The organism is Microbacterium sp. T32 (genome assembly GCF_001619615.1).
Taxonomy (GTDB): Bacteria; Actinomycetota; Actinomycetes; order Actinomycetales; family Microbacteriaceae; genus Microbacterium.
Map to the genome: position 1 here is coordinate 57,423 of NZ_LQQP01000005.1, position 19,284 is coordinate 76,706.

Here is a 19,284-nt window from a genome sequence, read left to right on the forward strand (position 1 = left end):
TGTTCGCGTGCTCCGACGTCAGCCGAGGCGCTGCTCCGCGTATCGCGGTGCCATCGACTCCATCTGGTCCATGACGAGCTTGATCGCCTCCGGCTGCTTGTCGGGCGGGTACTTGTACTTCACGAGCAGACGCTTGATCGACGAGCGCAGCTTGGCACGGACGTCGTCGCGCACGGTCCAGTCCGTCCGCACGTCCCGACGCATCACCGCCACCAGCTCGCGCGCGATCTGGGCGAGCACATCCTCGCCCTGGAGGTCGACGGCGGATTCATTCGTCGAGACGGCGTCGTAGAAGGCGAGCTCGTCAGTTGTCAGCGGCGGGGTGAAGGTCGTCCCGCGCGCGGCTTCGGCGGCGACGTCCTTTGCCAGCTCGACCAGTTCGGCGATCACCTCGGCGGCGGTCAGCTGCTGATTCGTGTACCGGTTCATGATCTCGGCGATGCGCTCGGAGAAGGCGCGCTGACGGACGAGGTTGCCGCGGGTCGCCATCGCGCTGGCATCCACGAGGCTGGCGCGGAGCGCCTCGATGGCGAGATGGGGGTTCGGTGCGGCCTGCGCGCGTGCGAGGAAATCCGGTCCCAGGTTGTCGAGAGACAGGCGGGGAAGCCCAGCGGCGTCGTAGATGTCGAGCACTTCACCGGGGGCGATGGCCTCGGCCACGAGCGCACTCAGAAGGCGCGCGATGTCCTCCGGGATCGGTTCGTCGCGGGCTTGGCGTTCCCGCGCGTCGTACTTCGCCATCCACACGCGGACTTCCTCGTAGAACGCGATCTCGTCGTGGAGTTCTGCGAGCCCTTCCCGTCCGGATGCCAGGGCCCAGGCCCGTGCGAGTCGACCGGTCGCGACGCGGTACCGCATCGAGAGTCGTTCGTTCTCGAGATCCGGAGCGTTCAGGGGGTTGGCTGGGTCCCGGAGGTAGTTTGTGGTCGTGGTGGCGGCGGTCCGCCATGCGCGGGGACCACCGCGCGCGACGATCGCCCGCCAGTCGCAGCCCAGGAGCATCTCGCGGATCTGCGCCACCAGTTCGGTGGCGATCGTCACGGCTTCCTCGATGTCGCGACCGATCGGCCGGTTCTCCCGGTCGGAGCCGGTGTACTCCGCCAGGGCGTTCGCGAGGTTCTCGGCGAGCGGCGCGTACGCCACGAGGAGCCCGTCCTCCTTGCCACGGAACGTCCGGTTCACGCGCGCCAGGGTCTGCATCAGCAGCGCACCCTTCAGCGGGCGGTCGAGGTAGAGGGTGTGCAGCGGGGGAGCGTCGAAACCCGTGAGCATCATGTCCTTGACGATCACGAGCTCGAGCTCGTCGTCGGCATCCTTCAGGCGGGCCTTGATGGCCTTGTTCTCAGACTCCCGACGGACGTGGTCGCTCACCGGAGGCTGGTCGGTCGCCGAACCCGAGTACACGACCTTGATGCGCCCCGAGTCGAGGGCGGACGAGTGCCAGTCCGGGCGGAGCGCGACGATCGCCGAGTAGAGCCGGGCGCAGATCTCACGCGTGCCGCCTACGATCATCGCCTTTCCGGGGGACTCGATGAACGGCTTCATCCGTTCGCGCCGCTCCTCCCAGTGCTGCACGATGTCGGCCGCGAGGGTGTCGATCCGTTCGGGCGCTCCGTACACGGCATTGACGACGGCGACGGATGCCTCGAGGCGGGCGCGTTCGGTGTCGTCGAGGCCGACCGTGTATTCGTCCGCGGCGCGGTCGATGTCGTCCTGGCTGGCACCGTCGGCGAAGGCGACCTTCACGAGCCGGGGCTCGAAGTACACGGGAACGGTGGCTCCGTCGTCGACGGCGCGGGACAGGTCGTAGATGTCGATGTAGTCGCCGAACACCGCCTGCGTATTGCGCTCGGTGAACGAGATCGGCGTGCCCGTGAAGGCGATGAGCGTCGCGTGCGGGAGGGCGTCGCGCAGGTGGCGGGCGTAGCCGTCGAGGTCGTCGTAGTGACTGCGATGGGCCTCGTCGACGACCACGATCACGTTGCGCCGATCCGTCAGGAGCGGGTGCGCGGTGCCCGAAAGCTTCTCGGCCTCGGTGAGCCCGAACTTCTGCAGGGTCGTGAAGTAGATTCCGCCCGTGTTCCGGTTGCGCAGTTCGTCGCGCAGCTGGGCGCGCTCGCGCACCTGGACGGGCTTCTCGGGCAGCAGCAGGCTCTGATCGAACGTCTGGAAGAGCTGGCCGTCGAGTTCGGTCCGGTCGGTGACGACGATGACGGTCGGGTTGCGGAGCTTCCGGTGCCGCGACACCTGGTTGGTGTACAGCTCCATCTCCATGGACTTGCCCGAGCCCTGCGTGTGCCAGACGACGCCGGCCTTGCCGTTCGTCTCGACCGCCTGCACCGTTCGGCCCACGGCCTTGGTCACGGCGAAGTACTGGTGGGGCTTGGCGATGCGCTTGGCCAGACCGTCGGCGTTCTCGTCGAACGCCGTGAAGTTCCGGACGAGCTGCAGGAACCGCTCCTGGTTGAACAGTCCGTCGAGCGCGTCGTCGATCGGCTCGACCGAGACGCCGCCCTCGACCCGCGGTTGTGTGAGCGGGATGCCGTCGTCATCGACGTTCCACGGTGCGAAGTGATTCAGCGGGGTGAAGGGGGTGCCGTACTTGGCATCCAGTCCGTCGCTGGCGAGCGTGAGCACGCAGAAGCGGAAGGCCATCGGGAACTCGCGCAGGTATGTGCGCAGCTGATCGTGCGCGTCGGCGACGCCGGCGGACTCGGCACCCGCTCGCTTCAGTTCGATGATGCTGAGGGGCATCCCGTTGACGTACAGCACGATGTCGAACCGGCGATGCGCGTCGCCCTGTCGCACAGTGACTTGGTTGACGGCGAGCCAGTCGTTGTCCGACGGATCGGAGCCCAGCAGACGAAGGCGCGGGTTCTGCTCGCGACCGTCCGTGTCGATGTAACTGAGCGGGTACCCGCTCACCAGGTACTGGTGGATGCGGTAGTTCTCCGTCAGCGCGTCCTGCGATTTCGGGGAGGCGATCTCGGCGACCGCCTGGCGGAGATATTCGGCAGGGATGCCAGGATTCAGGCGCCGCAGTGCGTCCAGCAGGCGCGGGCGGATGAGAGGGTCGTCCCACGTGTCGCGCTCGCCGCTGCCCGGCGCGATGTCTTCCCCGCGCACCGGCCGCCAGCCCAGCGGCTCGGAAAGCCGGTCGATGGCGTCCTGCTCCCACGTGGATTCGGCCAGGAGGTTCATTTCTTCGCCAGTTTCTGTTCGGCCAGCTTCTTCACCACATCGAGGAGCCCAGGGACGAAGTCGCCGAGCGCCCCGCCCACATTCGCGAGATCGATCTTGCCGGTGTGGACCTGCTCGCAGAGCCGCATCCACCCCTCCCCGGTCGCCGCGGTGAGTGCTCCGGCGACGCCCGCGTTGATGACGCTGCCCGCGCCGGGAATGATCTTGAGGAAGCTCGTGGCGAGGGACTTGCCGGCGAGTTGCACACCGAGTTGAGCAAGTCCGCCGGCGGAGAGCATCGTCTTCATCTCGAGGTCGAAGATGACCGCGATACGTCCCATCATTCCGAGCTGGATCGGCGCCAGGATCGCGGCATCCGCGACGGGAACCGGAACCGCCGCCGCTCCGACAGCGGCGGTGGTGGCGGCGCCGATGACGCGGCGGGCCATGTCGCGCTTCCAGGGGAGGTTGAGTCGCTGCGCGATGCGAAACGCGTCCTTCTCGTTCTCCGGAGAGAGCGCGAGGGTTTCCGTGACGAGATCACCGAGGCCGTGCCCCTTGCCCTTCCCGTGCTTACCGCTTGCGGAGGTCAGGATGACGCGGCGGATCGGGATCTCGATTCGCTGCCCGTCCTCGTCCCGCGGATCCTCGAGCCAGTCGGCGAACTCCTGAACGTCGTCCGGTGCGGAGCGTCGTCCCGTCACCGGGTTCCTGACCCAGTCGACCTTCGTGAGCACGAGAACGACCGGGAGCCCCCGCGCGTCGAGTTCTCGAATCATGGCGATGTCACGTTCGGTCAGCCGGGGAAGTTGGGAAAGAACGCAGTACCAGACGACCGAGATCTGCTCGATCGGCGGTCGTCCGGCGATCGTCTCGAGGTGGCGCCGGAGGATGTCAGCAGGCTGTTCCGCGGTCCCGATCTCGAATCCCTCGAGATCCCAGATGCCCAGGATGTCGTCGTTGTAGTAGTGGACGCCGCGCGTGACCGGGAGACCCTTCCCGACCTTCGCGAGATCACGACCGAACACCGCGTTCACAAGGGAGGACTTTCCGACGCCCGTCCCCCCGACGATGGCGAGGTTGAATCGGCTGTAGCGAGACTTCGCGTCTGCCGTGGCGTCGAAGAAGGCCTGGTCGTCGATGGGCGGCGGATTGCTTGCCGTGGGTTCCGCGTCCGAGGTCATGATGTGTCGCTTCCGTGGGGATCGGTGGGTCAGCCGGCGAATTCGAACGTGAGTTCTGCGTCGGGGTCGATGCTGTGGGCGAGTTTGGTGAAGTGGAACTCGGCTTGATTTCGGAGCGCTTCGTCATTGGCGCTCAGATACTGGTTCTTCAGTTCGTCGTCGACGATGGCGTTGAACTGCTCCGACTCCGACATTTGCGCGGTGAACGCGCTCAGCACGCCGTCGTCGCTGATCACCCGATCGATGTTCGTGTCTGCCTCGCCGATCCAGGTGAACGGCGGGACCTTCACCGTGAATTGGTGGTCGCCGGTGGCGTCGATGGTCACGGTATCGACGCCGAGCTTCGCCGTCAGGCTGTACTGCATCAGCCGGACCTTCTTCAGAACCGGCACGTCCTTCAGGATCTCGGGCGGGATCCCTTCCGCCTCGGAGATCCCCTCCACGCCGAGCGTGAGAAGCACCGTCTGCTCCTCCTTCGTAATGAAAGTCACGACCTGCTCGTTCCGGACGACGCTCTGCGGTCCCAGAGCGGATGCCAGCCACGGCGGGGTCAGCAACCCCGCTGCCACGCCGGCCGCCAGACCGCCGAGCACGAGCACGACGACACCGAAAGCGGCCAGGTGAGACCACAGGGGCACGGGCCTGCGCAGGAATCTCATGACGCGCGTCCCCTGGTGAGTCGCGGGAGCGCGGGCGTGGTGGTCATGCGGCGAATCCCCCCAGATTCGTGCGGCGGTGCAATGGTGCGAACATACCGGCTTTCCGTTCCTCAGGCTCCGGCGTCCGCGACGATCGCCTCGGCGTCGCGGACGCGGAGCTTCCCCGACATGAGCTGGGGGAGGAGTGCGTCGCGGGTCGCGGCGAGCGTGCGATTCTCGGAGAGCGTTACCGCAATTACGGACTCGAGCGCTGTCAGCTCGTCCTCGATGTATCGCACCCGCTCGGGGCGGATAGAACGGACTTGCACAGCGTGCAGCTGATCGCGATTGATAGAGCCGAAGACGGTTCCTTCGGCTTCAAACGGCTTCCAGATGTCGCGCTCCGTCTTGAGCTGGTGAAAAAGCGTCGCTTGAGCGTCGACCGTCGAACGCACTGCAGCGAGCCCGCGGCCGATGCAAAGTGACTCCTGAGCGACGTTGACAGCGCCCACAGGTGCCCGCACGCTGACAAGAATGTCGCCGGCTTCCGCAGTTCTGACCGGGGAGGTAGTGAAGACCCGGCGTGTGGGCGTGCGGAAGCCATAGTCGCGCACACCCTGGTAGAACGGCACTCCGAAGCCAAGTTCGTTCAATGTCTCGCCCCGGGGTGACGACCCCATGGTGATTCGCGCCACCGAGTCGAGCCGCACCCGATCTGAGCTGAGTGAACCCATGAGGACAGACGATGCGCAAGCATCCGCGACGTTCGCGAGGGTCGTGTTCACGGCGATCTTTTCGTCGAGCGCGGCCAGCAGATCGGCGATGGCCGTTTGCTCCGCAACTGGCGGAAGAGCGAGTTTTATGGACTCCAGTGCCGACTTAGTGAGTTTTGGCTGCGTCGAGCCAGTGAGATATCCCGATATGTCGATCTGTTCGATTGCGTGAGCCAGAAAGCGCGTGTCCGCGTGCTCGTTCCCTTGAAGGACATGGGCATGGTTGTTGACCCAGAATCTACCGTCGGCCAAGAATGCGACAGGGGTTTTTCGCGTTCGGAGATTCTCGCCGTCTTCCGCAACAAGTAGGTAGAGGCCCTCGTAGAGGTAGGCGTCAACGAAGTCGACGACTCCGGAGGCGCCGTAGTAGGGGTACTGGCCAGCTCGTCGCTCCGTACCCTTGACGGGGCGACGAAGCGAGTCGAAGTTCACGCTGACGTCTTGGAGGCGATATTCGCGAACCTCAAAGGCTGACATCGACACGCCCCAACTGCTCGCGCACCACATCCGCGAGCCGCGCCGACTCGGCGAACTGAGCCTCCAGCTCCGCGCGCAGCCGCGCGAGCTTCTCCTCGATCGGCTCGCCGTCGTCCTCGAGTTCCGCGGCGCCGACGTAGCGGCCGGGGGTCAGGGCGTAGTCGGCGGCCTTGATCTCGGCGAGCGTCGCCGAGTAGCAGAAGCCCGGAACGTTCTCGTAGTGATCGAGGGCGGCATCCGATTCGATTCCGCGCCACGCGTGGAAGGTGCCGGCGATCCTCGCGATGTCATCGTCGCTCAGGGCGCGCTCGGCGCGGTCGACCATGTGGCCGAGGTTGCGGGCGTCGATGAAGAGCACCTCGCCGGCGCGCGCGCCCTTGTCCTTCGCGAAGAACCAGACGCACACCGGGATGCCGGTCGAGCGGAAGAGCTGCGTCGGCAGGGCGACCATGCACGACACGAGGTCGGCCTCGACGATCTCGGCGCGAATGCGTCCCTCGCCGCCGGAGTTCGACGACATCGAGCCGTTCGCCATCACGACGCCCGCCTGCCCGCGGGGAGCGAGCTTCGACAGGATGTGCTGGATCCACGCATAGTTCGCGTTGCCCGCGGGCGGCACGCCGTAGCGCCAACGCGGGTCGTCTTCGCTGCGCGACCAGTCCTTGATGTTGAAGGGCGGGTTGGCCATGACGAAGTCGGCCTCGAGGTCGGGGTGCAGATCGCGCGCGAACGTGTCGCCCCAGCGCGACCCGAGCTGGCCGGTGAGGCCGTGGATCGCGAGGTTCATCTTCGCCATCTTCCACGTGCGCTCATTCAGCTCCTGGCCGTAGACCGAGATCTCGCTGCCCTCGCCGTGGTGCGCGTCGATGAACTTCTCGGCCTGCACGAACATGCCGCCCGAACCGCAGCACGGGTCGTACACGCGGCCGTGCGTCGGCTGCAGCAGCTCGACGAGCACGCGCACGACGCCGGCGGGAGTGTAGAACTCGCCGCCGCGCTTGCCCTCGGCGGCGGCGAACTTCTCGAGGAAGTACTCGTACACCTCGCCCAGCAGGTCACGGGCGCGACGGCCGTCCGAACCACCCTGGCCCTGGGCGGCGAAACGTGCCGAGTTGAAGAGGTCGACGAGTTCGCCGAGGCGCCGCTGGTCGACGCTGTCGCGGTTGAAGATGCGCGGCAGCGTTCCGCTCAGCTGCGGGTTCGCGTGCATCACGGCATCCATCGCCTCGTCGATGAGTTCGCCGATCGACTTCTCCGCGGCGCTCGTGGACGGACCCGTGCCCTTGGCGTTCTCGGCGAGGAAGCCCCACCGCGCCTGGGCCGGCACCCAGAACACGCCGCGCCCGGTGTACTCGTCGGTGTCGTCGATGAGGTCGGCGATCTGCTCCTCGTCGTACGACTCGGCCAGCAGCTCGGTACGGATGGCCGCGCGGCGCTCGTCGAAGGCATCCGACACGTACTTCAGGAAGACCAGTCCGAGGATCACGTCCTTGTACTGCGAGGCATCCATCGATCCGCGCAGTTTGTCGGCGGCTTTCCAGAGGGTGTCCTTCAGCTCTTTCATCGTCGACGGCGCCTGCGGCGCGGCTTTCGGTGTGCGGGGCATGGGGTTCCTTACGGTGCTTCGGATGCCGCGTCGGCGGCGGGATCGGTGAGGGTCACGACGCCCGCGGCGATGCCGTGGGCGAGCAGGTCGGCGTAGGTGTCGAGCGCGTCCATCCGCTGGGCGAGGGCCAGACGCCGAGCGGCGATGTCCGCCAGCGCGCGATCGAGGGTGCGGGTCGACGACGGGGCGACGCGACGCAGCCGCCATCGACGCCAGGCGCCGGGATCGCCGGTGGCGCGCGCGATGTCGACCGCGACGAGGTGCGGCACGAGCCCGCCCGGGTCGGCCGATGAGATGCGGAGAACGCGCGCCGGATGCACGACGACGGACGAGCCCTCGCGATCCACCCAGGCTCGCGGTGTCGGCGACGTGCGGAAGACGACATCTCCCGGCAGGGTGAGGCGGGCGTTCGGATGCCGTTGTGCGAACGCGATTTGGTCGACGCGGCGGCCGCCGATGGCCGCGGTGTCATCGAGGTCGTCGGCGGTGACGACGACCAGCCCCGCCGTGGTGAACTCGTCGGGTTCCATGCGCGTCCCGGGGAGGACGCGCAGGTGCCCTTCGTCGATCATGGTCTCGATCGCGCCGACGTCCGGCCCCGGTCGGGTCCGCTCCGCGGGGACCGTCGCGGGAACCGGATCGACCATCGCCGCCCGCGCCTGATCGAGCAGCGCCGGGATCTCTCGGCGCTCGGGAGCCGAGACGGAGCGAACCGCCGAAGCCACCAGGCCTTCGCGGGAGGCAAGCAGCGAAGTCGTGCGCACGAGACCCGTGAACCGGAACGCGTGCGCCCGGACGTCGCGTGCCCCACCCATCGCGGCGACGACGTCACTCACGAGGTCCTGGCGCGCGGCCGTCGTCCAGCTGGCGTCCGTCAGGTCGGCGACGGCGGTGAAGCGCTCGGCGACCGGCACGTCGCCGGTCTCGCGACCCATCACCCAGACGGCGAGCGGTTCGCGCACGGCAGAGGTGACCAGACCCCGGGGGAGTCGGGCGATGGCCCGCACGCGACCGGTGCGCAGCGCGTCCGCACGCACGAGATCCTCGGCTGCGGGGAGCGGCCCGATCAGGACAGCGGCGGGCCCGAGGACCACCGCCCGATCGTCGTCGCGCATCCCCAGAGTCACCTCGTTGACGGCGTCGAGCATGTCCGCCGAGAACCGGTGCTCGGGGGACGGGAGACGGAGAATCGTGAGGCGTGCGGCCCCGACTCTCGTGGAGCCCTCGGGAACCGGCATCCCTTCGAGCACCATCCGTCGTCGAACGGCCCGGCTTTCGGGATGATCCGGGAGCCCGAGCTCGTGCTCCCCGGATGGGGCCATGAGCCGGACGGTGAGGGAGGGGGACATGCCCGGGGTGACGGTGAGGATGGCGTCGCGCGCGGGGAGGAGCGCGGTTCCCAGCGTCACGAGGAAGTCCTCGGCCTCCGGGGCCAGGGGACCGGCCGACCCCGCCGACGAGCGGGTCGCGGCGTGGCGGCGCTCCAGCAGGATCGACGCCTCGAGAGGGGAGTAGGCGGCGTCGGCCAGCAGATCGGCCCAGGCCGCCCAGGCCGCCGATGCACCGACGATTTCCGATGCGAGCAAGAGGTCGTCGGCATCGGACGAGCGCGCGAGAGCACGCAGGTCGTCGGAGCTCCGTCCGGCGAGGGTCTCCCCGGTCAGCGCGGACAGCGTGAGCAACGCATCGATAGTTGCAACGTGAGCGGGGTCGGCGATCTCGAAGCCGGCGGGCGCCGCCGAGGCTGCGGCATCCGCCACCGCCGAAGGGTTGTTGCCGTGCGATGTGCGCGCCAGCCACTGGGCGACGGACAGGGCATCGAAGTACGGGCGGCCGTTCTTCTCGGTCCGGACGGGCGGGAACGGGTCGGGCTCGCCACGGAACCGCTTCCGCCACATCGACGGCACGGCGCGCCGCACGCCGGCCAGGCGGGCAACGCCGGGCAGGTCGATGAGGAGCGGATCGGATGCCATGAGGCCAAACTAGCGAGTCCGGAACCCGCCTGCTGAAACAAATTGATAAGGGGGCTTATCACGCGTGCAAATTAGATAGGACCTACGGCACGCCAGCATCATCCTCGCCGGCACCCGCCGAGCGACCCCACACCGGGATCACCGATGAACGGAACACAGCATGAACAAGATCGCCCCTCTCGCCGCGGCATCCCTCGCTCTCACTCTGATCCTCGCGGGCTGCTCGCCGGCCTCGCCCGACGACACGGGCAAGATTCCCGATACCGCGCCGGTCGCGTCGACCGGACCGACCGGCGCTCAGCCCGAGGCGTTGGCGTCGGCGGAACCCGCCAAGAGCTCCCGCGGGAACCTCGTGAAGCAGATCGGGGAACTCGCCGGAACGACCTCGATCCCGTCGGGCGTCGTGACGTCGCGCTTCGCGGTCACCGACATCGTGGTGGACCCGGAATGCACGAGCGGCTTCTCCGATGCCCCCGCGAACGGTCACTTCCTCGGCATCCACATGAATATCGAGACGACGCCCGAACTCGCCGACGAGGCCGTTCCGTTCCTGCTGTTCGGACCGTACGACTGGCAGGCGTACGACGGCGAGGGCAAGCGGCTCAACGACCCGATGGGGAACGCGTGGTCCTGCTTCGACAGCGGTCAGCTGTTGCCGTCGCAGATCGGTCCGGGTCAGAGCGTGTCCGGATGGGTGGTGCTCGATGTCGCGGCGACTACGGGGTCGCTCGTCATGACGATGGCCGGGGGCCCGACCGGGTGGGAGTGGAGCTACTGACCGAGCCTCACCGCCCCCGCAGCACAGCCTCCGCCTCGTCCCATAGCCGCGACGCCGCACCGGTGTCGACGGCGTGGGCGGCGACGCCGCTCGTGCGCCCGACCGTCTCGACGATGACCTCGGCCTCCTGGTTGTCTTCGAAGTAGCGTCCGGTCACGCCGTCGAGCAGGGGGGATGCCACGACCAGCACCGACGTCGACGCACCCTGTTCGACGGTCTTGAAGTGGTCCTGGTCGATGCGGTTGCCGTCGGCATCCATTGCTCCCATCGAGCGGAGCGTGTCGTCGTCGAGGTGGCGCTGCAGGTTGGTCGTGATCCAGCCGGGCATGAGGGCGTTCGCGGTGATGCCGTCGGCGGCCCAGCGCTCGGATATGCCCACGGCGAGTAGCACGTCGGCCGTTTTGGACTGCGCGTACGCGGCCCAGCGGTCGTAGGGGCGCTGCTCGAACTGCGGGTCGTCGAAGACGAACGGCGAGCGGAGGTGGGCGGTCGAGCTCACGATCGCGACGCGAGCCGTGCCCGCGGCGGCCAGAGCGTCGTGCAGGCCCAGAAGCAGGGCGAAGTGGCCGAGGTAGTTGACCGCGAGCTGCCGCTCCCAGCCTTCGGGCGTGCGTTGGAGGTCGGCGAGGGCCATGATCCCCGCGTTGGCGACGAGGCCGTTCAGCGGACCGCGCCAGTCGTCGGCGAAGCGCCGCACTGAGTCGAGGTCGGCGAGGTCGAGGGCGGCGACCTCGACGTGTCCCGGACCCGTAGACGGCTGGAGGTCGCGCACGACGTCGGCGACCCGCGCGGGATCACGGACGCCGATGGTGACCTCGGCACCCGCGCCGGCGAGGGCCCTCGCCGTCTCGGCGCCGATCCCCGATGCGCCGCCGGTGACGACGAAGCGCTGGCCGTCAAGTTTGACGCCCGCAAGGATGTCGCGCGCGGTCGTGCGAGGACCGAAGGGGGTGGTGAGCAAGGCGTGGGGGGTCATTTTTGCTCCTCTTCACGGGGCGGTCATCGGTTCGCGCCTCGACGACGGGATGCCAGGGCGGCGGTGACGCCGAACGCGAGCATCAGCAGCACGAGCACGGCGAGGGTGCCGGGGGCGAATTCGGGGTGTGTGCCCGGCGCGACTCCGGCGAGCAGCAGGGACTCGGCGACGGCGACGGCGACGGCCGCCGCGGCGGCGATGAGCGCGGCGGTGACGACGCCGATGATCGCCTCCCACGTCACCACCAGGCGACGGGCTCCGGGCGCCGCCCCGACGATGCGGAGCGTTTCGTCGTCTCGCGCGCGTGGGGCGCTGGCCATGAAGACCGTCGCCGCGGCTCCCACCGCGGCCAGGAGCGTCGGCCCGCCGAGCAGCAGCGCGAGAGGGCGGACGTCGAGGGCCACGGCATCCGTCATCGCGGTTGCCGCCGTCTGCTGACCCACGAGGAAGGTCCAGGGGAGCCCGATCGCCACGAGGAACGCGGTCGTCGACGCGTTGCTCCGACGCGAGGTCTCGGTCGAGACGGCCCGCGCGACATGCCAGCTGGCGGAAAAGGATGCCGGCACGATCGCCGTCCACGCGCGGATCAGGAGTGGCGAGAAGACGGGAACCGACACGGCCGCCGCCGCGATCAGCACCGGTCCGATGAGTACGGACTGAGCGGCGCCGGTGGGCAGCGAGCCGGGAAGACCCGCGATCATCGAGGTGGCGATCGTCAGGAGAGCGGCGGAGCCGAGGATCCGGGGTGTCACGCGGTTCCGCGCGGTCTGCTCGCCGCGCAGAAGGGTGAGGACGGGCGTCCGGCTCGCGGCCCGCGCGAGGGGGATCGCGCTCAGAACCGTGAGGAGAAGGGCGGCGGCGGCGACCACCGCGGCGGGGCCCGTATGGAGTGCGATCTGGACGGCGTCGAGCCCGGGGGAGGTGGAGAGGAGCGCCGTCAGGACCGGCGGCGCGACGGCGACAGCGACCGCGGAGCCCGCCGCGACGGAGACCGCCGACACGACCGCGAGCTCGGTGAGGAGAACGGCGCTCACCTGCCGCGGCGTGAGTCCGACGATCAGCCACAGCGCGAACGTGGGGCGGCGCAGTTCGACCAGGATCCGGACGACCGAGGTCAGGACCGCCACGAGGCTGACCGCGGTCAGCGCGATGACCACGCCGGCGATGGCCAGGAGTCCGAGCATGACCGTGGTCTCCGAGGCGAGCGCGGTGTCGATCAGAGCCTCGGGGATCCCCGCGATCGCCCCCGCGGCGACGAGCACCGCGATCACCCCGACCCACACCACGGCGTTCGTCCGCAGGTCGGTGGCGATGAGACGGAGCATCAGGCCGCCGCCGTGACGAGGTCGAACAGGTCGCCGGCAGTCGGACGGACGAGTTCGTGATGGATGACTCCGTCGCGCAGCACGACGGCCCGATCGGCGAGCGCCGCGGCGTCGAGGTCGTGCGTGACCAGGACGACCGCGCTGCCCGTATCCGTTGCGGCGCGGAGCAGGCCAAGGACGGTCGTGCCCGATTTTCCGTCGAGGGCGCCGGTGGGCTCATCGGCGAAGACGACGTCCGGGGCGGCGAAGAGCGCCCGCGCCACCGCAACGCGCTGCTGCTGCCCGCCCGACAGGGTCGCGGGGAGCGCCGTTTCCTTTCCCTCGAGGCCGACGGCGGCCAGCGCGCGTCGCGCGTCGTCGGTCGTGACCTTCTGGCCGCGCAAGCGGGCGGGGAGCAGCACGTTCTCACCCGCGGTCAGCGCGGGGATGAGGTTGTACGACTGGAAGACGAATCCCACCCGGTCGCGGCGGAGTCGAGTGAGCCGCGACGGCGACAGACGTCCCAGGTCGTGTCCCGCCAGGGTGACGGTGCCCGTGCTGGCGGGTTCGAGGCCGGCCAGGCACGCGAGCAGCGTCGACTTCCCCGAGCCGCTCGGGCCCACGATGCTCACCATCTCGCCCCGAGCGACCGTGAGGTCGATGCCGTGCAGGACCTCGGTCTCCGGCATCCGCGAGTTCGAGAATCCCTTGCGAACGCCGACCGCCGAGACGGCGGGGACGGATGCCGTGGCGTCGGAGCCCATCACGCGTGCGAGGATCGGCGGTCGACCCAGTCGAAGACGAGGCGCCGGTCGGCGATCAGCCACCCGCCCGGGGTGCGGGCGAACGCGTCCAGGTACCGGATCGACATCGTGAGCAGCTCGCGGCCCGCGCCCTCGTCGAGCACGTGCATCGCGAGGCAGTAGGTCTCGCCGGTGGCGGTGTCTCTCTCGACGTCGATCAGCGATTGGCCGTTCAGGTACGTCGTCACCTCGTAGCGCGCGATGAGCTCCGCGATTGTGCGCTCGAGCTCATCGCGGCCGGTCACCACATCGATCGGCTCGGTCGTGTCGGGATCGCCGTCGTAGAGACGGACCCGTCCGTCGACCGTGAAGACCGCGGCCTGCTCCGCCGGCTGCTTCCGATCGGCGTGATGGGCGTATCGGGCGACCAGATCCCGCAGGGCGAGCTGGTCGGCCAGGTCATCGACGTTCATGGCGTCCTCCCGTGGAGCGCGGTCGGTCGGCGTTCGACCTTGGCCGTGGCATCCCCTCGCCCTAGTTTAGGTGAAAGTTCACGTAAAAGGGTGGGAGTGACATGTCGCACGGCGATCTGAAGGCACTGATGGAAGCGAACCTGCGGGAGGTGTTCGGTGAGCGCGACCGCGAGGCGCGCCGCGCAGCCATCCGCCGCACATACACCGAGGACGTCGTCTTCGCGGATCCGGATGCCGAGGTGCAGGGCCACGACGCGCTCGACGCCAAGGCGCAGGAGATCCTCGACGGGGCGGGTCCCGACTTCGTCTTCGTGCCCGACGGGTCGTTCTACCAGGTGCAGGACCTCGGATACCTCGCGTGGGCCTTCGGTCCGGAGGGTGCGCCGGTGCTGCACGGCGCCGACATGGGCATCCTGCGCGACGGACTCCTCGCGAAGGTGTACACCGTGCTCTTCACGTGAGCGAGGACGGAGGCCCGATTAGCCTGGAGGGTGGCCCGCTCGGATGCCGGGTCGGGAGCGCCGACGGACGGAGAGCCCATGAGTCGATACGACGTCCCCGCCGAGTCGCCGTACGCGTTCCTCGACGACGACGCGGACGTTCGGGCGTGGTTCGCGTTCATGAAGGTGCAGCTGCGTCTGCGCTACGAGATGAACCGGCAACTGCGCGACGACAGCGGGATCTCGCTGGTCGACTACGACGTGCTCGTGGCGCTGACGAGCGAGCCGACCGGCACCATGACGGTGTCCGATCTGGCGATCCGCATCGGTGCGGAGCGCAGCCGGGTGTCGCATCAGACGCGACGTCTGGCCGGGGAGGGTCTCGTCGAGCTGGCGTCCAACGCGATCGACCGGCGTGCCACGGACGTGACTCTGACCCCCGCCGGACGTGAGCTCCTCCGTCGCGCGTCGCCGGGGCACATCGCGTTCGTCCGGAAGGTGTTCTTGGACGCGCTCGACGGCGAGAGCAGCGCCGCGCTTTCCGAGGCGTTCGAGAGGATTTATGAGCTGCTCATCGCCCACGGGACTCTGCCGCGGCCGGCGGACCACCCTTAGCCGCCGCACAACGTTCAGGCGGGAAGGCCGTCAATAACTCTATTGCCGTTAAAGTTAATAACGGAGGCGACGGTGGCAACGTACGTGGAGCGAACGTGGGCGCCCTCCGACGGAGGGCAGCTCAGTAGGCGTGATCGCGCGCCCGGGCGCTACCTCGCCTACGTTCCCGACGAGCTCGGTCCGGATCTTCCGAGCCTGGGCGAGGAGGCGCGAAGCGCCGCCGCCGACGCGCTCGTGGCGCTGGCGCGCGCGGACGAACGCTTGGGAACTCGAGCGGCCTACCTCTCGCACCTACTCGTCCGCTCCGAGAGCATCTCGTCGTCGTGGATCGAGGGCAATCGCGTCACCCCCAAGCGCCTCGCGATCGCGGAGTCCCTGCAGCATGGTTCGCGCGTCGCCCTGGATGTCATCGCCAACGTCCGTGCCACGGAGGATGCCGTCGCCTCGCTCGCAGACCGCGATCGCGCGATCTCGGTCGACGACATCGAGAACCTTCAGCACCGCATCGAACCCTCACTTCCGCGGGGCCTGCGCACGGAGCAGAACTGGGTGGGAGGGTCGGGCTGGAGTCCGATCCGCGCCGAGTTCGTCCCTCCTCCCGAGACGGAGGTGGGTCGGCTCGTCGCTGACCTCGCGGCTTTCGTGACGCGGACCGAGGGCAACCCGGTTATCCGGGCGGCGATCGCGCACGCGCAATTCGAGACGATCCACCCGTTCATCGACGGCAACGGGCGCACGGGGCGAGCGCTGATCCACACCGTGCTCCGGCGGTCGGACGCGCTGCGCTCGATCCTCATCCCGATCAGCACGGTCTTCGCCGGCGACACGGGCGCATACATTTCGGGACTCACCGCCTACCGCGCGGGGCGACTCGACGAATGGGTCGTCTCGTTCGCGCATGCCAGTGAACTCGCGGCGGAAAATGCTGTGCGCCTCGCTGAGGATGTCGCTGAACTCGACGGGCGGACGTTCCAGAAATTGCTCGACCACCGTCGCGAACGAGGAACAACCCCGGTGGTTCCCCGGAGCGATGCGGTGGTGCGGAAGGTTCTGGATCGACTCGCGGCGGAGCCGGTCGTCACTCTCCGCAGCGTCGCCGAGAGGTACGGGGTTTCGACGACGGCGGCGCACCGAGCGCTCTCCGAGCTTCAGGATGCCGGCATCCTGGCCCGTACGAAAGATCAGCGCGGCCGCACCGTGTGCTGGAGCGCCGACCGGCACCTCGGCCTCGTCGCGCTGACGGAGCGCAGCAATCGCGTGGGCGCGGGAGACACCGCCGGCCGGAGGCCGCGCAACGCTCCGGCGGCGCCGGATATCGAACAGGTCGGGAGGTTGCGCGGGGGCGAGCTGTAGTGCTCGCGGTGTGGGGAAGTGGACGCGACGGCGGGAGTCGAACCCGCCACGCCTTCGGTTATGAACCGAGGCCCGGGACCGCCCGGATCGCCGCGATGTGCCCCCACGCTAACCCGGGGTCGACGTGCCGCCAACGGCCGTTTCGCCGCGTGACGGGATGTGTCGTCATGATCCGTGACGTCCCTCGAGGATCATGCGCGTCGAGTGGTCGAGGTGCTCTCGGACCGCGTGCTCCGGGTCGGCCAGTGCCGCCTCGACGTACGCGCGGTGCTCGGTGGTCAGGGCCCCCGGAGCGTACGCGGGTCGGACGTGCGTGAGCAGCAGATGCATCTCGGAATCGAGGCGCCGGTACTCCTCGGCGATACGCGGCGAGTCGGCGGCATCCACGAGGGCCCGGTGAACTCGGGCGTGCGCGTCGAGCGTGGCGGGCCAGTCCCCGGATGCCTCGGCGGCGGCCAGCGCGTCGAGGGCGGCGTCGACCTCGGTCGGATGGATGCCACGCCCCCGGACGATCCGCAGTGCTTCGGTCTCGAGGGCGCAGCGCAGCTGCTGGAGGGCGACGAGGGCCGCGTCGTCGAGAACCGACACCCGGACGCCGCGGTACGGCTCCGCGGTGACGAGCCGCTCGGCGGTGAGGGTCGCGAGCGCGGTGCGCGCGGTGTGGCGCGAGACGCCGTGGGTGGAGCTGAGCTCCTCTTCGCGGAGCGGGGTGCCGGGGGCGAGTTCGCCGGACAGAATGGCGCCGCGCACCGCCTCCGCGACGACGTCGGCGGTGCGAGGGCCGGGGGTGCCGCCGCGCGCGGGCGCTTCCCGGCGAGGCGCGGTGTCGGTGCCGCGCGGCACGGGCGGCAGCATCGGGGGATCACGCCGGGGCCGTGGCATCCGGAACCTCCTGACGTCGACGGGATGGAGCGGAGACGACGGCGAGGCCCACCGCGATGAGCGCGAGGCCGATCGCGCTCACGGCCGTGAGCTGCTCGTGCAGCACGAGGAGCCCGAGGATCGTGGCGCCGAGCGGCTCGGCGAGGGTCAGCGTCGAGACGGTCACGGCGGTGAGGCGCGCCAGGCCCCACCCGAACAGCAGGTAGGCCACGGCGGTCGTCACGATCCCGAGCCACAGCGTGAGCGCGAGTCCGTTCGGGGTGAGCAGCCACGACGTTCCCGCGACGAGCAGCACGGGGACGCTCGCGACGGCGGCGGTGCCGAACACCGTTCCCATGACGCGCGTGGAATCCCACCCCCTCTCGATGAGCGCCTTGCCGCACACCGTATAGAGGGCGTACGACATTCCCGCGCTCGCCGAGGCCAGGAGACCAGCGGGGGCGAGGGCGACCGCGCCGCCCGTGACGCCGGACACCAGCACGACGCCGGCGAGGGCGACGGCGGTGGCGAGCATCCACCGGCTCGAGGGCGCGCGCCGGGAGCGGATGGCATCCACGATTCCGGTCGCGATGGGGGCGGAGCCGAGCGCGACCACCGTGCCGATCGCGACGCCGTTCTCGCGCGTGCCGAGGAAGAAGAGCGGCTGGTAGGCGAGAACGCCGACCGCTCCGAGCGCGATCAACAGCGCCGTCGGTCCCTTCGCCGCGGGGATCTTCGCACGGGGGCGGGCCCGCACCAGGGCGATGAGGCCCAGGATGCCGCCGCCCACCACGATCCGCGCGGCGCCGACCGCGAGAGGGGAGGCGTCGACGCCGGCGAGCGCCTGCGCGGTGCCGGTCGTGGCGAAGCAGAGCGCGGCGGCGAGGACCGCGAGGGCGGGAAGCATGAGCAGATTGTTACACAATCTGCCATCCGGTGTCACGGTTCGCGAAGCGCCTGCACCATCGATCGCAGTGCGGTCCGCGCCGCCGCCTGCTCGGCATCCGTCATCCCGCTCAGCATGCGCCGCTCGACCGATCGCACCGCCGCGCTCGCCGCGGCGAGGTCGCGGCGCCCCTTGTCGGTGAGGCGGGTGGGGAGAACCTTGCCGGACGGGGCCGTCGCGGGTCGCTCGACGACGCCGTCGCGCTCGAGCGACTGCAGGAGAACGTTCATGGACTGCCGGGTGACGAACGCACCCCGGGCGAGGTCGGAGTTGGATGAGCCGGGGCGCTGCGCGAGCAGTTCGAGGCACGAGTAGTGCGTGATGGTCATGCCCAGGGGGCGGAGGACGTCTTCCATCGCCGCCCGCAGGGCGCTCGCCGCCTCCTTGAGGAGATAGCCGAGCGAGGTGTCCAGATCGATCGCCTCTTGCGTCATGTCAGTATTCTGACATATGCTTTATGTCAGATAACTGACACGAAAGAAGGAACCCATGCCCGTCACCGGCCCCGACTTCATCTCCTTGCAGGTGCGCGACCTCGACGCCTCCCGCGCGTTCTACGAGCAGTACCTCGGCCTCGTGCGCTCGCCCGCCGGGCCCCCGCACGCGGTCGTCTTCGACACCGCCCCCATCGCGTTCGCGCTCCGCGACCTCGTCCCCGGCACCGACCTCGACGCGATCGCCCAGCCGGGCATCGGCGTCGCGCTGTGGCTCCACGCCACGGACTCTCAGGCGATCCACGACGCGCTCGCCGCTGACGGACACCGGATCGTCTCGGCCCCCATCGACGGGCCGTTCGGACGGACCTTCACGTTCACCGACCCCGACGGCTACCACGTGACCCTTCACGACCGCGCCTGACGACGATGGCCGGGGCCGCCGGGCGGCGGACGCGCGTCGCCCGGCTGCCCGGGCGGGCGGGGCTCCGCCCGGTACCCGACCGGGCGAAGGAGCCCCTCCCGGCCGG

At 69.3% G+C, this 19,284-nt stretch carries 18 protein-coding genes and 1 tRNA gene; 5 read left to right on the top strand and 14 right to left on the bottom strand.

Annotated features, from left to right (window positions below):
* Positions 1-18 precede the first annotated feature (18 nt).
* The 6 genes from AVW09_RS02410 to AVW09_RS02435 form a co-directional block, all read right to left on the bottom strand.
* Positions 19-3,201, bottom strand: a complete 3,183-nt coding sequence (locus AVW09_RS02410; protein WP_063256503.1) for a type I restriction endonuclease subunit R — start codon at positions 3,199-3,201, stop codon at positions 19-21.
* Complete coding sequence (locus AVW09_RS02415) at positions 3,198-4,364, bottom strand: GTPase (RefSeq protein WP_063256504.1); 1,167 nt, start codon at positions 4,362-4,364, stop codon at positions 3,198-3,200. The genes AVW09_RS02410 and AVW09_RS02415 overlap by 4 nt, the downstream gene beginning before the upstream one ends.
* 29 nt (positions 4,365-4,393) lie before the next feature.
* On the bottom strand, positions 4,394-5,023 hold the full coding sequence (locus AVW09_RS02420) for a hypothetical protein (RefSeq protein WP_156495934.1): 630 nt from the start codon (positions 5,021-5,023) through the stop codon (positions 4,394-4,396).
* 110 nt (positions 5,024-5,133) lie between these two features.
* Positions 5,134-6,252 carry a restriction endonuclease subunit S gene (locus tag AVW09_RS02425; protein WP_063256506.1) on the bottom strand — a complete coding sequence of 373 codons (1,119 nt, stop codon included), beginning with the start codon at positions 6,250-6,252 and terminating at the stop codon, positions 5,134-5,136.
* Positions 6,239-7,858 carry a class I SAM-dependent DNA methyltransferase gene (locus AVW09_RS02430; RefSeq protein ID WP_063256507.1) on the bottom strand — a complete coding sequence of 540 codons (1,620 nt, stop codon included), beginning with the start codon at positions 7,856-7,858 and terminating at the stop codon, positions 6,239-6,241. The genes AVW09_RS02425 and AVW09_RS02430 overlap by 14 nt, the downstream gene beginning before the upstream one ends.
* 8 nt (positions 7,859-7,866) lie before the next feature.
* Positions 7,867-9,831, bottom strand: a complete 1,965-nt coding sequence (locus AVW09_RS02435; protein WP_063256508.1) for a hypothetical protein — start codon at positions 9,829-9,831, stop codon at positions 7,867-7,869.
* 160 nt (positions 9,832-9,991) lie between these two features.
* Here AVW09_RS02435 and AVW09_RS02440 point away from each other — a divergent pair, with 160 nt between their 5' ends.
* The gene (locus tag AVW09_RS02440) at positions 9,992-10,609 is read left to right on the top strand and encodes a hypothetical protein (RefSeq protein WP_063256509.1); all 618 of its coding nucleotides are present in this window, start codon (positions 9,992-9,994) and stop codon (positions 10,607-10,609) included.
* Positions 10,610-10,616: 7 nt separating this feature from the next.
* On the opposite strand, the gene AVW09_RS02445 is transcribed toward AVW09_RS02440, so the two are convergent.
* From AVW09_RS02445 to AVW09_RS02460, 4 genes are read right to left on the bottom strand one after another with little or no spacing between them, the layout of a single operon-like run.
* Positions 10,617-11,585: an SDR family NAD(P)-dependent oxidoreductase gene (locus tag AVW09_RS02445; RefSeq protein ID WP_063256510.1), complete on the bottom strand. Its 969-nt coding sequence runs from the start codon at positions 11,583-11,585 to the stop codon at positions 10,617-10,619.
* Positions 11,586-11,608: 23 nt separating this feature from the next.
* Positions 11,609-12,910, bottom strand: a complete 1,302-nt coding sequence (locus tag AVW09_RS02450) for an FtsX-like permease family protein (protein WP_063256511.1) — start codon at positions 12,908-12,910, stop codon at positions 11,609-11,611.
* Positions 12,910-13,653: an ABC transporter ATP-binding protein gene (locus AVW09_RS02455; RefSeq protein WP_063256512.1), complete on the bottom strand. Its 744-nt coding sequence runs from the start codon at positions 13,651-13,653 to the stop codon at positions 12,910-12,912. The genes AVW09_RS02450 and AVW09_RS02455 overlap by 1 nt, the downstream gene beginning before the upstream one ends.
* A complete protein-coding gene (locus AVW09_RS02460; protein WP_063256513.1) occupies positions 13,653-14,105 on the bottom strand; it encodes a nuclear transport factor 2 family protein in 453 nt (150 codons plus the stop codon). Before AVW09_RS02460 ends, AVW09_RS02455 begins: the two co-directional genes overlap by 1 nt.
* A gap of 101 nt (positions 14,106-14,206) precedes the next feature.
* On the opposite strand from AVW09_RS02460, the gene AVW09_RS02465 reads away from it, so the two are divergent.
* From AVW09_RS02465 to AVW09_RS02475, 3 genes are all read left to right on the top strand, one after another.
* A complete protein-coding gene (locus AVW09_RS02465) occupies positions 14,207-14,566 on the top strand; it encodes a nuclear transport factor 2 family protein (protein WP_063256514.1) in 360 nt (119 codons plus the stop codon).
* Positions 14,567-14,644: 78 nt separating this feature from the next.
* The gene (locus AVW09_RS02470) at positions 14,645-15,160 is read left to right on the top strand and encodes a MarR family winged helix-turn-helix transcriptional regulator (RefSeq protein WP_063256515.1); all 516 of its coding nucleotides are present in this window, start codon (positions 14,645-14,647) and stop codon (positions 15,158-15,160) included.
* Positions 15,161-15,232: 72 nt separating this feature from the next.
* Positions 15,233-16,513 carry a Fic family protein gene (locus AVW09_RS02475; RefSeq protein ID WP_063256516.1) on the top strand — a complete coding sequence of 427 codons (1,281 nt, stop codon included), beginning with the start codon at positions 15,233-15,235 and terminating at the stop codon, positions 16,511-16,513.
* A gap of 19 nt (positions 16,514-16,532) precedes the next feature.
* Here the strand turns inward: AVW09_RS02475 and AVW09_RS17510 are convergent.
* The 4 genes from AVW09_RS17510 to AVW09_RS02490 form a co-directional block, all read right to left on the bottom strand.
* Positions 16,533-16,608: transfer RNA gene (locus AVW09_RS17510), tRNA-Met, on the bottom strand.
* A gap of 70 nt (positions 16,609-16,678) precedes the next feature.
* Positions 16,679-17,395: a GntR family transcriptional regulator gene (locus AVW09_RS02480; protein ID WP_231901743.1), complete on the bottom strand. Its 717-nt coding sequence runs from the start codon at positions 17,393-17,395 to the stop codon at positions 16,679-16,681.
* Positions 17,376-18,281, bottom strand: coding sequence for a DMT family transporter (locus AVW09_RS02485; RefSeq protein WP_063256518.1), 906 nt, complete (start codon positions 18,279-18,281; stop codon positions 17,376-17,378). Before AVW09_RS02485 ends, AVW09_RS02480 begins: the two co-directional genes overlap by 20 nt.
* 32 nt (positions 18,282-18,313) lie before the next feature.
* The gene (locus AVW09_RS02490; protein ID WP_063256519.1) at positions 18,314-18,754 is read right to left on the bottom strand and encodes a MarR family winged helix-turn-helix transcriptional regulator; all 441 of its coding nucleotides are present in this window, start codon (positions 18,752-18,754) and stop codon (positions 18,314-18,316) included.
* Between the two features lie 55 nt (positions 18,755-18,809).
* Here AVW09_RS02490 and AVW09_RS02495 point away from each other — a divergent pair, with 55 nt between their 5' ends.
* Positions 18,810-19,178, top strand: a complete 369-nt coding sequence (locus AVW09_RS02495; RefSeq protein WP_063256520.1) for a VOC family protein — start codon at positions 18,810-18,812, stop codon at positions 19,176-19,178.
* Positions 19,179-19,284: the final 106 nt, after the last annotated feature.

Coding starts and splice junctions, on each gene's coding strand:
- AVW09_RS02410 (WP_063256503.1), bottom strand. CDS start 3,201: ATGAACCTCCTGGCCGAATCCACGTGGGAGCAGGACGCCATCGACCGG.
- AVW09_RS02415 (WP_063256504.1), bottom strand. CDS start 4,364: ATGACCTCGGACGCGGAACCCACGGCAAGCAATCCGCCGCCCATCGAC.
- AVW09_RS02420 (WP_156495934.1), bottom strand. CDS start 5,023: ATGAGATTCCTGCGCAGGCCCGTGCCCCTGTGGTCTCACCTGGCCGCT.
- AVW09_RS02425 (WP_063256506.1), bottom strand. CDS start 6,252: ATGTCAGCCTTTGAGGTTCGCGAATATCGCCTCCAAGACGTCAGCGTG.
- AVW09_RS02430 (WP_063256507.1), bottom strand. CDS start 7,858: ATGCCCCGCACACCGAAAGCCGCGCCGCAGGCGCCGTCGACGATGAAA.
- AVW09_RS02435 (WP_063256508.1), bottom strand. CDS start 9,831: ATGGCATCCGATCCGCTCCTCATCGACCTGCCCGGCGTTGCCCGCCTG.
- AVW09_RS02440 (WP_063256509.1), top strand. CDS start 9,992: ATGAACAAGATCGCCCCTCTCGCCGCGGCATCCCTCGCTCTCACTCTG.
- AVW09_RS02445 (WP_063256510.1), bottom strand. CDS start 11,585: ATGACCCCCCACGCCTTGCTCACCACCCCCTTCGGTCCTCGCACGACC.
- AVW09_RS02450 (WP_063256511.1), bottom strand. CDS start 12,910: ATGCTCCGTCTCATCGCCACCGACCTGCGGACGAACGCCGTGGTGTGG.
- AVW09_RS02455 (WP_063256512.1), bottom strand. CDS start 13,653: ATGGGCTCCGACGCCACGGCATCCGTCCCCGCCGTCTCGGCGGTCGGC.
- AVW09_RS02460 (WP_063256513.1), bottom strand. CDS start 14,105: ATGAACGTCGATGACCTGGCCGACCAGCTCGCCCTGCGGGATCTGGTC.
- AVW09_RS02465 (WP_063256514.1), top strand. CDS start 14,207: ATGTCGCACGGCGATCTGAAGGCACTGATGGAAGCGAACCTGCGGGAG.
- AVW09_RS02470 (WP_063256515.1), top strand. CDS start 14,645: ATGAGTCGATACGACGTCCCCGCCGAGTCGCCGTACGCGTTCCTCGAC.
- AVW09_RS02480 (WP_231901743.1), bottom strand. CDS start 17,395: ATGCCACGGCCCCGGCGTGATCCCCCGATGCTGCCGCCCGTGCCGCGC.
- AVW09_RS02485 (WP_063256518.1), bottom strand. CDS start 18,281: ATGCTTCCCGCCCTCGCGGTCCTCGCCGCCGCGCTCTGCTTCGCCACG.
- AVW09_RS02490 (WP_063256519.1), bottom strand. CDS start 18,754: ATGACGCAAGAGGCGATCGATCTGGACACCTCGCTCGGCTATCTCCTC.
- AVW09_RS02495 (WP_063256520.1), top strand. CDS start 18,810: ATGCCCGTCACCGGCCCCGACTTCATCTCCTTGCAGGTGCGCGACCTC.